Genomic DNA, 13,554 nt, shown 5'->3' on the forward strand with positions numbered 1-13,554 from the left:
ATGACTCAAACACCTGAAGCTTTAACGACCGAACAATTTAAACAGGCCATTATTGATAAAGGTCAGTATTATCATATCTATCACCCATTTCATGTGATGATGTATGAAGGAAAAGCCACTCAACAACAAATTCAGGCTTGGGTTGCAAACCGCTACTACTATCAAATCAATATTCCGCTCAAAGATGCTGCGATCATGGCAAATTGTCCTAATCAACGTGTGCGACAGGAGTGGATTCAACGCATGATTGACCAAGATGGTGAATATCCTGATGGCGGTGGACGAGAAGCATGGTTACGGTTAGCCGAAGCTGTAGGCTTGAGTCGTGAGCAAGTGATTTCCGAAGAATTGGTTTTGCCGGGTGTACGATTTGCTGTAGATGCCTATGTAAATTTTGCACGCCGTGCGTCATGGCGTGAGGCAGCAAGCAGTTCTTTAACTGAACTATTTGCACCTCAGATTCATCAGTCTCGACTTGAATCATGGCCACAGCATTACCCTTGGATTGATGACAAGGGCTATGAATATTTCCGCTCTCGTTTAAGTCAAGCACGCCGTGATGTTGAACATGGTTTAACAATCACGCTTGATTCATTTACTACTCATGAACAACAACAAAGAATGCTGGAAATATTACAGTTTAAACTGGATATTTTATGGAGCATTTTGGATGCTTTAACACTGGCATATGTACACAATGAAGCACCGTATCATAGCGTGACTCAAGAACGGGTATGGCACAAAGGACTATTTAAATGAATAAAGAACAATTTGATGTAAATCTTGTGCCTACCTGGCGCCAAGGTTATCGCTTTCAATTTGAGCCTGCTCAAAATGGCTTTGTCATTTTATACCCTGAAGGCATGATCAAATTAAATGAAAGTGCAGGGGCGATTGGACAGTATATTGATGGGACAAATAATGTTTCTGCAATTATTGCCCAGCTCAAGCAACAATTTGGTGATATACCCGAAATTGACAACGATGTTATTGATTACATGTTAGTTGCCCAGCAACAACACTGGATTGATTTAGTATGACAGAAGGTGTTGGCCTACCTTTATGGTTATTAGCGGAGTTAACTTATCGTTGCCCGCTACAATGTCCATATTGCTCAAACCCTTTAGACTACGCACAGCATAAAAATGAACTGACCACACAAGAGTGGTTTGATGTTTTTGATCAAGCGCGTCAAATGGGGGCAGTACAACTCGGTTTTTCCGGTGGTGAACCTTTGGTGCGTCAAGATCTGGAACAGCTTGTGGCGCATGCACACCAACTAGGCTTCTACACCAACCTGATTACCTCAGGCATGGGACTTACCGAACAGCGTATTTCGCATTTAAAGCAAGCTGGCCTAGACCATATCCAAATCAGCTTTCAAGCGAGTGATCCGGTCGTTAATGATGCTTTAGCAGGGTCGAAACATGCTTTTGAACAAAAGTATGAAATGTGCCGACTTGTTAAGAAATATGATTATCCGATGGTCCTCAATTTTGTAATTCATCGGCATAACATTGACCAGATCGATAAAATTATTGAACTTTGTCTAGAACTTAATGCGGATACAGTTGAGCTAGCAATTTGTCAGTTTTATGGTTGGGCGTTTTTAAACCGTCAGGGTTTATTACCGACACAAGAACAACTCATACGTGCCGAACGTATTACCAATGAATATCGGGAAAAGTTAAAAGCGCAAAATCATCCTTGCAAACTTATTTTTGTAGTGCCTGATTATTACGAAGAAAGACCAAAAGCCTGTATGAATGGCTGGGGTAAAATTTTCTTTACAATTGCTCCAGATGGTATGGCTCTGCCTTGTCACGCAGCAAGACAATTACCGATATCTTTCCCAAATGTTCGTGAACAAAGCCTATCAAAAATCTGGTATGAGTCTACTGGTTTTAACCACTTCCGTGGTGATGCATGGATGCCAGAAGGATGTCGTAGTTGCCCAGATAAAGACCGCGACTTTGGTGGCTGTCGTTGTCAAGCTTATATGTTAACAGGCGACGCAAGTAACGCAGACCCTGTTTGTGGTAAATCGCTGTATCATCAACTCATTGAACAGGCACGTGCCGAGAGCGAAATTGATTCCTCTCTGGGAAAATTGGTATTCCGTAATAGCCGAAATTCAAAGCAATTCACGGTTCAACAAAACATTCCGGTTCAAAATATTGTAGATGATTAGCTATGAGAAAACCGATATGAACCATGGCACATTTCCTGTTTTTGATGGCCATAATGATGTACTAACCCGATTGTGGTTAAGTGATTATAACAATCCTGCTCAAGCTTTTATTCAAGAAGGTTTAGCCGGACATCTCGATTTAAAACGTTGCCAACAAGCCGGTTTTGTTGGCGGTATGTTTGCTATTTTCTTGCCGCCTTTTCATTATGTTAAGCAGCATCATCCCAACAAACTATTTGACCAAGACGCATCTGACTTCACGCAACAGCAAATTGAACACATTTGTTTGGCACAGCTCGATTTAGCAAAACAACTTGCCGAGTACTCTAACGACATTCAAATTTGCACAACTGTTCAGGATATCCAGCACTGCCTAACACAGCAAAAGTTAGCCATTGTATTGCATATGGAAGGTGCTGAAGCATTACAACATAATCCAGATTTACTCGATGTATTTTATGATGCTGGGCTTCGTAGCATCGGTCCACTTTGGAATAGACCAAGTCGTTTTGGACATGGTTTAAATGCCAAGTTTCCGCATTCACCTGATACCGGAGCAGGGCTTACAAACGAAGGTAAAGCATTTATAAAGCGCTGTGCTGATAAAAAAATGGTGATTGATGTTTCCCATATGAATGAACGAGCTTTTTGGGATACAGCTAACATTCTTCAGCAGCCAATTGTCGCAACTCACTCAAATGTTCATGCTTTATGTCCACAAGCCAGAAACTTAACAGATAACCAACTTAAAGCAATTAAGGACTCTAAAGGCATAGTCGGGTTAAATTTTGATGTCGCATTTTTGCGTAAAGACGGGCAGCGTGATGCAAACACATCCATTGAGGTAATTTTAGAACATCTTGAATATTTAATAGATCAAATGGGAGAAAATCATGTCGGTTTTGGTTCTGACTTTGATGGAGCACTGATTAGTCATGAAATTGAAGATGTAAGGGGACTACACCTACTGATTGAAGCAATGCAAAAGCGACATTATTCGAATGAGATTATAGAAAAAATTTGTTTTTCTAACTGGCTAACCGTGCTCAATCGCATCCTAAGTAAATAATTTATTGCTAAATATATTAAAAATAGCGAATTATTTTACATTTTTTATTGGCCGAAATGACTAAAAAAAGTACAACTAGTTTAATTGTCAACCAATTGCTAAGTTAATTAGAATCAACATTACTAAATGTAAGAACATTTGGTATTTCAGGTCTTTAGTGGTTTTCACTTACGCTCATTTCTTTTTGAGAAGTAGAAATGGGCGTTTTCTTTTGCTTAATTACAAAATGAGAACCTCATCACAAGAATAGCCAATTAATTGCAAATCATCGCTTTCCTATCTTGACTAAAAGTTCAGCATTAAATACATTGGAATTGTATTTAAACATAAATAAGATTGCTTAAAGCAATTAATAATACTGCTTAATCCTGAAATACAGTAGAAAGCCTATTCTGTTTTGAGAATAGGCTTTTTGCTTTGTATCAAAATTTATTTTCTCAAAATATTATACTTTTTAATTAACATAAAAATTAAATACCTTACAAAAGCGGCTCAAATGAAAGCCCTTAAATAACAAAGAATATGCTATTAATTTAAGTTGATTTCTCAGAAGTTTCTCCGTCAATTGAAGAGGTGCAAAATGTTAAAGTCAATTTTAGTATTAGGAACAGGTATTGCGATTGGCATGTGTATGTACAAGAAAAAGCAAAAGAACAGTAAGAGCTTCTCTACTGATAGTGATACCGACTCATTGATTAGTAAGGATAATAATAAGAGTAAAGATGACAATTCACTCGATAATGCTGTCCAGGTTTAAAGTTAAATGCAAGGGTTCATACGTGAGCCCTTTAAATATTATTTTTTATAAAATTAATTTTACTTAAAATAAAGATAGCTTTAATAAGTTAATTTAATAATAAAACTTATTTTTAAAGATATTCCACTATTCATTTAATTATTAAATAAATATGTTTAAAACAAAAAAAACACTTCAAATGTTAAATTTTACACATTGTAGCAAAACACCCTTTACTATTTTTTATGTTAAGAATAAAAAAATGGAGATTAGAATGTCAAAGCGCCATATTTTAAAAGAAGTTAATGCGAAAAGTATGTGTGGGATGGAAATTGTGGTAGAGCAAATTTTTGAAAATACATTGGAGAAAAATTTAGCTTCGGCTGAAATCGAACAAAACTGGTTACCGCTTTCCAAGATTGTGATTTCAGATAAAGTTATCAATTTAGATCAAGATAACACCTTTGCTCATCCCAGAACAGGGAAAGTCTTTAAAGTTTTAAATTCTTAAATATTTTTGGTTTTTAGCATGAATATAAAATTAGAAATGATTGAGGCGAAACAACTAAACGTTTCGCCTCAATACATTTAATTAAGATAATTTGCACTTCTTGACTCGTGATTAACCTTAAAATACGTTAAGTTATTTATAAATTTTGAAGTAAATACTGATTTTTTATGATAATTGAGATAGAAACCCATCCACTGCAACCGTTTTTGCCAGAAAATGCCCGTTTATTAATGTTAGGAAGTTTTCCACCGCCACGTAATAAATGGAAGATGGACTTTTACTATCCGAACTTTCAAAACGATATGTGGAGAATTTTTGGTTTAATCTTTTTTCAAGATAAAACTTATTTTTTAAGTGAGAACCAAAAAAGCTTTAACGAAGAAGCTATCCGCAACTTTCTGATTGAGACAGGCATTGCTATTTTTGATACGGCGTATCAAATTAAACGCCTAAAGGGCAATGCTTCAGATAAGTTTCTTGAAATTGTCACTCCGACAGACTTAGCGGTTTTATTGAAACAGATTCCTCAATGTCACACTATTATGACTACGGGCGATAAAGCCACAGATACCTTAATCTCAGTTTTACCTGAGAACACGGAAAAACCCTTAATTGGGACATCTACATCAACTTATTTTGCAGACCGCGATATTAATTTATATCGATTACCGTCATCTTCTAGAGCATATCCATTAGCTCTCGAGAAAAAAGCAGAAGCCTATCAGAAATTCTTTAAGGAAATCGGTTTCTTGTAATAAGAAAATTACATCATCCACTCAATTGGCAAATAAGAGACAGCTTTAATCATTGTTCTCTGAAAACGGCTGGTTCCCGGGTCTTTATCATATTCAATGACTTGTCCGTTGGCTTGGTAATCTAGCCAAGTAATTTGGCCTTGGCTATTTAGCTTAAGTTGATATGCTACTTGAGGTAAATGTTGATCTAACATGACAGAAATCTGAGTTTGTAATTGACTGGACTCAATCACCAAACCTACTTCGGTGTTTAAATAGGTAGAGCGGGGGTCAAAGTTAAATGATCCGATAAAGACTTTGCCATCTACATCAAAAAACTTGGCATGCAAGCTCGACTTATTTTTTCCTTTTGCTGGTATAACGCTGCCTGTTACGATTTCGTACCACGTTCTACGTCGTCGTTCCAGAACAGGTTTAAACTCATACAGTTCAATACCATTCTTAAGCATTTCTACACGGTATTGGCTATAAAAGGCATGTACGATCGCAACATCGTTTGCAGCAAAAGAATTTGTTAAAGCGCGGACTTTTATACCTTCAACTCGTAGTTGCTTTAAGTAATAAGTACCTTGTTGGGTAGGTACAAAATAAGCTGAAGCTAATTCTAAGTGTTGCTTAGGTTTACCCATAATAGACAAGACTTGGCCATAAAGCATTTCATGTTCAGTTGCAGTGCCCAGTATTTTCTTCGGAGAGTCAGCAACAAAATGGGCCTTAGACCATTGAATAGGGTTATGCTCTAAAAGCTCTTTTAAATAACTCTGCGCATCGTAAAGCTTATCTTCAGTGAGGCTATGGTCTTCGTGATGGAGTTGTTCATAGTGCTCTCTTAAAGCTTTTAAATGGTGCTCAGCACAAGTTCCGATAATGTCAGTTGCATTTACACTTAGGGTACTTTGCCAAAAATCAGCAAATACAGCTTGGGCATGTCGCACTGCATGCCCGTAAAATAAGATATCCATATCTGTAAATTGAAACTTACTACTTGCTTCAAAATATTCACTACTAATATTTCTACCGCCTGTTACTGCAATCGATGCATCTGCAATAATGAGCTTATTGTGCATACGATGATTTACTTTTTTAAATCGGAAGAGATAATCGAAGATACGTAAGTAACGAAATTTATAAGGATTAAATAATCTAATTTCAAAGTTGGTATGCTGTAAAAGGCTTCTTAATATGCCATCAAGCTTTATACCGTTTTGATCATCAATTAATAAGCGAACTTTGATGCCACGATCCGCTGCCTTGAGCAGCTCATGTAAAATAAGGTTCCCCACAAAATCATTGGTCCAAATGTAGTATTGTAGATCAATCGTTTCCTTTGAATTTCTAATTAAATAAATCCGTGATGCAATACTCATGAATGCGTCATCAAGAGCTACAAAGGCAGTAAGACCTTGCTGAGTTTTTTCCTCTGCTGCCTCATCATTCAACCAATTATTTGTCTTTATCACTATATCTTTCTCATTAGGATCATATTTATCTGTATAAGAAGGTAAATCAGTAAAGCCCCAAGCACTTAAGGCCATAGTACTGTACTGCTCATATAGCTGGTTGATCATGTAAGCATTTAATTTGCATCCAAGTTAGAGCTATAAGAGCATTCTTATATGCAATTTATATGTCAAAATTCACAATAACTGTATGATTTTGTTATAATCTAAGAAGAGTAAAATTTAAAATATAATAAAAACAGTAGCTTATAAAATATTTTTTAAATTTTCTATAGTTATATATGACTAATCAACCTAATTATGTGAGCTGTATTTTATTGCAAACAATTATTTCGATCATTTACGTTTTTTATAAGTAAAAAAGTGACGTAGTTCTCTTTGTCGTTATAAGATGCGTTTTATTAGATACTCAGATTTCATAACTTTACATTACTTACAATTAAGTTACCAACAACTACATTACAACACATGATTTCTATCATACTTCCTTAAAAAGCTGAGTAAGCAACCAGCCAGAAAGAGGAAGGAAGGAGATAGGAAATGCCACAATATTTAATGATTGCTGAAAAGGTGTATAAAAAAATTAAAGAAGATGATCTTTTCTCTGATACTCCGACCGAGCATTTAAATAACCTAATAGGTGTGATTCGTAAGGAAATCAAAGGTACAAAGTTTAAGCTTAAATATAATTTTATTGACTTTGACGAATGTTTAACAAAGCCACTAGATGAATGTGCCGTCAAAATTGATATTAGCCTCATGCCTAGTCATAAAAATAAAGATGAATATATTTTATGGTTAGCTGGATTTATAGAACGAATGACGACAGGCGGGGAAACCCATCTTCCACCTATCTCAAAATTTATTCCGCCCGATTTTAAGTTTAATTACGAATTTGACAACGCTAAGACACCAGCAAAATCTACACATCCAGATGATGAAGGTGAACTGATTATTAACTATTTTAAATCTGAAGCTTTTATGAAAATTATAAACGAAGAAAAATAATGTGATAAGAAATATAGAAGGGTTTCTGCCGTACTTCTATTCATAGCTGTTAAAATTCAGCAACCGCCTTTTGGGGCGGTTTTTTGTGGCTTAATCTCTTTTTTATCTCAATCTCTTCACATAAGTTTTCATTGTAAACAGAACTCACTTGTTCCCTATAAAAACAGATACATAGATTAGTGCTACCTTTTACTTATCTTCATTGAGTAAGGAGATAAGATATTTTGAAATATTTTCTTTTTGCTTCAACTTAAGCTTTTTCACATACCTTTCAAAAAAGATATGGTGAAAAATTTCCCTTTTAGACAATTGAGTCTAGAAGAATTCTGAATTTCTAAAAAACTTCCATAATTGTTGGTTTTTTAAGGAGGTGTCTATGCTCCATAATATTAGACAATTTTTCTGCATGCACATCTGGGAATATGATTTTGATATTTCACATGATGAAGTCAGAGAATGCAGAAAGTGCGGGAAAATTCATAAAATGAAGAGTTCCCATAAAATGACTTAAGGTTAAAGCGAAATACTTCAGTCATACTAAATCAATTAAAAATAAGCTCAATAATTAAAAGTATTGAGCTTATTTATTTTAAAGAAGAGCATAGTTTAATTTAGTAATCATATAAAACCTATTAATTTACTCAGAATATAATTCAAAGTAGTTCACACTTTAAAATAATAAAAAGTTGCAACTTACATAAAACTCTATTAATTTTAAAAAATAAATAACACTTCAATAAAAACTGAAAACTTAAATTTATAACTTTAATTTTATACTCATATTTTATAAAAAAATTGATAAGGAGATAGAAATGCCAAAATACTTACTATTAGCAGAAAAAATTTCTAAAAACATTAAACAAGATTCTTCAAACAATTATCTAGAAAACTTAAATAATTTAATTATAGAAATAAAAAAAGCCATTACAGGAACTGAATTAAAATTTTTATATAATTTTTTAGATTTCGGTGGTTCGCTGCTTAACCTTCAAGATGAAGTATTGCTCAAATTTGATAGCAGTTTGATTCCTAGCTATAAAAATGAAGAAGAATTTATTTTATGGTTAGCAGACTTCATTGATCGGATCACCATAGATACGAGTAAAGGAGATTATCCAATAAAAAAGAATTTAGCCAACCTAAGCTCTATTGCTGAGAAATTGATGTATAGACATTAGAAAATCTATGGCCATCCTCATCAAATACTGAACTATAAAGAACTGCTTTGGTTATTGGCAGTTCTTTTATACTTAAATTAGTTTTTGGGTTCTTGTCGGGGAGCTGAGTTGATATCGTGTCTAACTCTGCTTATATTTTCATAAATAATTTTACGCATTCTATTTATTGCGCCAAGCGGTTTATGCTCAGGTAAAGCATGCCACGGTGTAAAAGAGAGATTTTCACAAAATTGATTCTGTTCAGGTGTATCAAAGCTTTGCTTTGGAATATGAATGGTCGCAACTTGATAAAAAGGTGCTTCATTTTCTTTCCACTCGGTCATTGCATCTTCAACCAGCATTTTAGTCGAAGTTCTTGGCTGTATAAGAAATTCCATACACACGTCTTGCTTTTGCAATGTATCTTTTAAGGCATCTCGTAAAAAATTATGGCTAGGATGATCAGGTAGAGCTGCAGTCACTGTAGAGCAATTTCTTACGGAGTATTTAACCGCTTGACGGTCAACACCTAATCCTAATTGATAGGGCACCATAGACCAATACCGCGCATATAGTGGATTTGCAATTTTAGAATTACGCGCACCTAAAGCATTCATGGTACCTTTAAAACCTAAAGCAAACGGCATATGAAGCTTTCTGATCATATTATGGCTATTTAGATCATTCATAAAAGACAGGTATCTTTGCCCGTCATTTACAAAAAAGACGGGGTGATTAATCATAATAAAGTCTTGAGTTGTAGCTTCTTTTTCATTTTCTAAAATTTTCTGACCTGATACATCTAAGATTTTTATTGCCATTCCACGTGCGTCTTTTTCAATATCTGCTCTAGAAGCATCATTAGAAGCATTCGAAAAACGAATCCATGCTTCATAGTTTTTATCTGGAATAAAAATACCTTTTGCAAGTTGAGCTGGTATATTTTTAAGTACATGAAATTCAGCACGAACACATCCATGCGCTTTAGGGTGTGCATCACGCAAAGCATTTCCCGCTGTATACTGTTCACGAATAGACTTCTCAATAACTTGAGTTATTTGATGAGCTATTACTTCCTCATTCGGTTGTAACTTTTCTCCTAATGCTGTATCGATCTCTGGATAGTCGATATTTTCTGAAGAAGACTTTACTGATGGGATTGTTTGGGAATATAGCGCTTCACTACAACCTATTGATACAAACAGAAGAGGAGTAAATATAAACAAAGCCTTAAAACTGATAGGCTGTATTAATTTTGACATTTATAGTCTCCTCGGTAGAAAAAATATTTTAGAATAATATTAAGTTTTTTGTTTAAGTTTATTTTGAGCTTTTTAAAATTATTCACTGTAAATAATTTAAACGTCATTGTTACTTATCTGAACAGTAAAATAAGAATACTTATTTAATATAAAACTTCTTAATACATTAAGAGAATGACGTCATGATAACTAATCGACAAAATGTGCAAAATAATACTAATACATCACCTCATCCAATTACCCAAAATACACTTATTGATCGGTTTAGTCCTATTTACTGGAGAATAGACGGCCCACAAACCACGTCTTTTGCCATTACAAATTATGGAAATGGATTTGAAGCATCTTTTAGATCACGTATGACAAATGACTTGGTAGGGATTAGCTGGGATTCTTATGATACGAAAGATCATAAACTTTTAGCATATGAAACCAAATATAGTTATGCAGGGGTAGTTTGGGATTTTGATATTGAATTATCGGCTTCTATGCCCGTACTTAATAATCCAAGTTTAACGCCAACTTTAACGGTGTACTATCATGACAATGGCGTAGATAAAATTGCATATATCGTCTTATTTAATTATGCAAATAATCCTTCGTCGCGAACGGCGCACATTCATATTAACTGGGATACAGTTAAAGCTGGTTTTTCTGCTACAGATAGCTTTCCGGTAACCAATATTCAACGTATCTCATTTTCAGGCTTTACTAGCCATTATAACGGTCAGTCAGCTACGCCGTTAAGCCAGCCGGAAGATGGTTATATTCGTATTACCAATTCAGTCGTGACTGGAACAAATGCAAAGCTAAATCTGAGTCGTGTTGTTGTACCTCAGCACAATTATGGGATCTGTACCAGCTATGATGACCATTATGACTTGAACCCGCAGCGCCTAGTCAACAATATGGTCGCTTTGGGATATCAGGGGTTGGTAAACCACTATTGTGGAATGTCGCATTATCCCGAAATGACATGGAAAAGCGATATTAATAAATGGCAAATACCAGATACGTTGGTAACAGGTGAGGCAGTCGTCAACCCATGTGCCCGAAAATGGCATGAGAAATATGCCCAAGCTCTACATAATGCAAACATGCAACCCATTTTTGGGGTAAGTTTTGAGATGTATTCACTTGCAGCAAATGAGTTTTGGGCACAGCGTGACTGGAATAGCAATTTAGGTAAAACAGGTTACCAACCACCGAGTTATTTCTTTAGCTTAAGTGATCAAAATGCTTTGGCTTATTTGCACAAAGTTTTTATTGAGTTCGCAGATACAATGGTTGCTGGCGGCTGTAATGTTAACATGCAAATTGGTGAACCTTGGTGGTGGTATAACACGGACACGAACCTACCTTGTGTGTATGACTATCCAACAAAATTAGCCTTTAATGCCGATACAGGACTATATGCGCCAGACCTAGGCACAATCTATGAGGCTATGAATAAAACAGGTACGCCGTATGATGAGTTTAAAACTTGGTTAAGAAATAAGTTAGGACAGACCTGTCAAAATATTCGAGCAGCCATTAAAGCTAAATATGCAAATGCTCAAGTGTGTCCTTTAATATTTTTCCCATCCATTCGTTCTCCAATACAAACCCTAGCAACCTATATCAACTATCCAAGCCAGCACTACTCATATCCAAATTTTGATTACATCATGACTGAAGCTTATGACTGGCTTTTAGAAGCTAAATTAGATTTAGCTCATCAAGCTGTTTCTCAGATACCAACTCAAGATTTAGGTTATCCGGCAAATAAAGTTGCTTATTTATCTGGATTTGTACCAGATGCATCTATTGCTTATATCTATGGATTCGACAAAAACAAACCTTATCGGACGCCAATTTGGCAGAGGATTTTTGGCGATATGAAAAATAACGTATCTCTTGGCCTCATGAAGCAGTTTATCTGGGCCTATCCGCAAGTCATGTTCGATTCAATTACAATTGATACGACCCAAGCCCCAAATGGCTTCTTTGTTGAAAATACACTTTACTCACCAATTAGTGATAACACACCGTATCCACCAGATATTTACCTTTAAGTAAACATAAGCTGTTTATAAGAGAAGTAATCTGATAGAAAACCTCTTCACTTAGGAGGTTTTCTTCTTTTTTTAGTACAGGCTTGCTTAGACGTTTCTGACTGGCTATGCTGTGATGGATTGTCATGAAAGCCAATTTTAATTTAAGCAAAATTAAGCTCTTGTATTACGGTTACATAATCTATTTTGCTCGACTATAAGTACCGAATGATATAAAGGAAACCCAAAGATGAAATCTCGTGCAGCTGTCGCCTTTGCCCCAGGAAAACCTTTAGAAATTGTTGAAGTTGATGTTGCACCACCCAAGGCTGGTGAGGTTTTAATAAAAATTACCCATACAGGGGTATGCCATACCGATGCTTTTACATTATCTGGCGATGACCCAGAAGGTGTTTTCCCAGCGATTTTAGGTCATGAAGGTGCAGGTGTTGTAGTTGAAGTAGGCGAGGGCGTAACAAGTGTTCAACCTGGCGACCACGTGATTCCACTTTATACAGCTGAATGTAAAGAATGCTTATTCTGTAAATCCGGAAAAACTAACTTGTGTGTTGCGGTACGTGCGACGCAAGGTAAAGGTGTAATGCCGGATGGAACTACACGTTTTTCATATAACGGCGAACCGATTTACCATTACATGGGTTGTTCAACCTTTAGTGAATATACAGTAGTTGCGGAAGTCTCTTTAGCTAAAATCAATCCTGAAGCGAATCACGAACAAGTTTGTTTACTTGGATGTGGTGTAACGACCGGTATTGGCGCCGTGCATAACACAGCTAAAGTACAAGAAGGTGATTCGGTTGCTGTATTTGGTTTAGGCGGTATTGGTTTAGCTGTTGTACAAGGTGCACGTCAAGCGAAAGCAGGGCGCATTATTGTCGTAGATACTAATCCAGATAAATTTGAACTTGCTAAGCAGTTTGGTGCTACAGATTTCTTAAATCCAAAAGATTATGATCAACCTATTCAGCAAGTGATTGTAGAAATGACAGGTTGGGGCGTAGATCATTCATTTGAATGTATCGGTAACGTCAATGTTATGCGCTCGGCTCTAGAGTGTGCACATCGTGGTTGGGGACAATCCGTTATTATTGGCGTTGCTGGTGCAGGGCAAGAAATTTCGACTCGTCCATTCCAGTTAGTTACAGGCCGTAAATGGTTAGGCACTGCTTTTGGTGGAGTAAAAGGCCGTTCACAACTTCCTAAAATGGTCGAAGATGCCATGAAAGGCGATATTCAACTTGAACCTTTTGTGACTCATACTATGCCTCTACAAGACATTAATACCGCTTTTGATTTAATGCATGAAGGTAAATCAATTCGTACTGTCATTCATTTCTAAATGAAATAAAAA

The 13,554-nt window shown here is 35.8% G+C and carries 12 protein-coding genes; 10 read left to right on the forward strand and 2 right to left on the reverse strand.

All coding sequences use genetic code 11. The annotated features are described in order from the left end of the window. The 6 genes from pqqC to EG365_RS17685 all read left to right on the forward strand — a co-directional run bounded on the left by pqqC (nt 1) and on the right by EG365_RS17685 (nt 5,262). Nucleotides 1-759 carry a pyrroloquinoline-quinone synthase PqqC gene (pqqC, locus tag EG365_RS17655; RefSeq protein WP_000195114.1) on the forward strand — a complete coding sequence of 253 codons (759 nt, stop codon included), beginning with the start codon at nt 1-3 and terminating at the stop codon, nt 757-759. After that, complete coding sequence (pqqD, locus tag EG365_RS17660) at nt 756-1,040, forward strand: pyrroloquinoline quinone biosynthesis peptide chaperone PqqD (protein ID WP_001031363.1); 285 nt, start codon at nt 756-758, stop codon at nt 1,038-1,040. The genes pqqC and pqqD overlap by 4 nt, the downstream gene beginning before the upstream one ends. Further along, nucleotides 1,037-2,191 (forward strand): pyrroloquinoline quinone biosynthesis protein PqqE, encoded by a 1,155-nt coding sequence (gene pqqE, locus EG365_RS17665; protein WP_000134715.1) that lies wholly within the window; start codon nt 1,037-1,039, stop codon nt 2,189-2,191. The genes pqqD and pqqE overlap by 4 nt, the downstream gene beginning before the upstream one ends. A 16-nt stretch (nt 2,192-2,207) precedes the next feature. Then, nucleotides 2,208-3,260: a dipeptidase gene (locus tag EG365_RS17670; RefSeq protein ID WP_001015457.1), complete on the forward strand. Its 1,053-nt coding sequence runs from the start codon at nt 2,208-2,210 to the stop codon at nt 3,258-3,260. Between the two features lie 1,010 nt (nt 3,261-4,270). Beyond that, nucleotides 4,271-4,507 (forward strand): hypothetical protein, encoded by a 237-nt coding sequence (locus EG365_RS17680; RefSeq protein ID WP_000044010.1) that lies wholly within the window; start codon nt 4,271-4,273, stop codon nt 4,505-4,507. A 167-nt stretch (nt 4,508-4,674) separates the two neighbouring features. After that, complete coding sequence (locus EG365_RS17685) at nt 4,675-5,262, forward strand: uracil-DNA glycosylase family protein (protein ID WP_000582735.1); 588 nt, start codon at nt 4,675-4,677, stop codon at nt 5,260-5,262. Nucleotides 5,263-5,270: 8 nt separating this feature from the next. Here EG365_RS17685 and EG365_RS17690 read toward each other — a convergent pair whose 3' ends face one another. Continuing rightward, nucleotides 5,271-6,830 (reverse strand): phospholipase D family protein, encoded by a 1,560-nt coding sequence (locus tag EG365_RS17690; protein ID WP_001987964.1) that lies wholly within the window; start codon nt 6,828-6,830, stop codon nt 5,271-5,273. A 432-nt stretch (nt 6,831-7,262) separates the two neighbouring features. Between EG365_RS17690 and EG365_RS17695 the strand changes: the two genes are divergently transcribed. Both EG365_RS17695 and EG365_RS17700 read left to right on the forward strand, forming a co-directional pair. After that, on the forward strand, nt 7,263-7,730 hold the full coding sequence (locus EG365_RS17695; protein ID WP_001136790.1) for a hypothetical protein: 468 nt from the start codon (nt 7,263-7,265) through the stop codon (nt 7,728-7,730). Between the two features lie 812 nt (nt 7,731-8,542). Further along, nucleotides 8,543-8,908 (forward strand): hypothetical protein, encoded by a 366-nt coding sequence (locus EG365_RS17700; RefSeq protein WP_001127336.1) that lies wholly within the window; start codon nt 8,543-8,545, stop codon nt 8,906-8,908. A gap of 77 nt (nt 8,909-8,985) precedes the next feature. Here EG365_RS17700 and EG365_RS17705 read toward each other — a convergent pair whose 3' ends face one another. Then, entirely contained in the window at nt 8,986-10,149 is a 1,164-nt protein-coding gene (locus tag EG365_RS17705) for a catalase family protein (RefSeq protein ID WP_000040089.1), read from the reverse strand. 182 nt (nt 10,150-10,331) lie between these two features. Between EG365_RS17705 and EG365_RS17710 the strand changes: the two genes are divergently transcribed. Both EG365_RS17710 and EG365_RS17715 read left to right on the forward strand, forming a co-directional pair. Further along, nucleotides 10,332-12,203 carry a hypothetical protein gene (locus tag EG365_RS17710; RefSeq protein ID WP_000632264.1) on the forward strand — a complete coding sequence of 624 codons (1,872 nt, stop codon included), beginning with the start codon at nt 10,332-10,334 and terminating at the stop codon, nt 12,201-12,203. 229 nt (nt 12,204-12,432) lie between these two features. Beyond that, nucleotides 12,433-13,542 (forward strand): S-(hydroxymethyl)glutathione dehydrogenase/class III alcohol dehydrogenase, encoded by a 1,110-nt coding sequence (locus EG365_RS17715; protein ID WP_000842122.1) that lies wholly within the window; start codon nt 12,433-12,435, stop codon nt 13,540-13,542. The last annotated feature ends 12 nt before the right edge of the window (nt 13,543-13,554 follow it).

Source organism: Acinetobacter sp. FDAARGOS_494 (genome assembly GCF_003812225.1).
Taxonomy (GTDB): domain Bacteria; phylum Pseudomonadota; class Gammaproteobacteria; order Pseudomonadales; family Moraxellaceae; genus Acinetobacter; species Acinetobacter baumannii.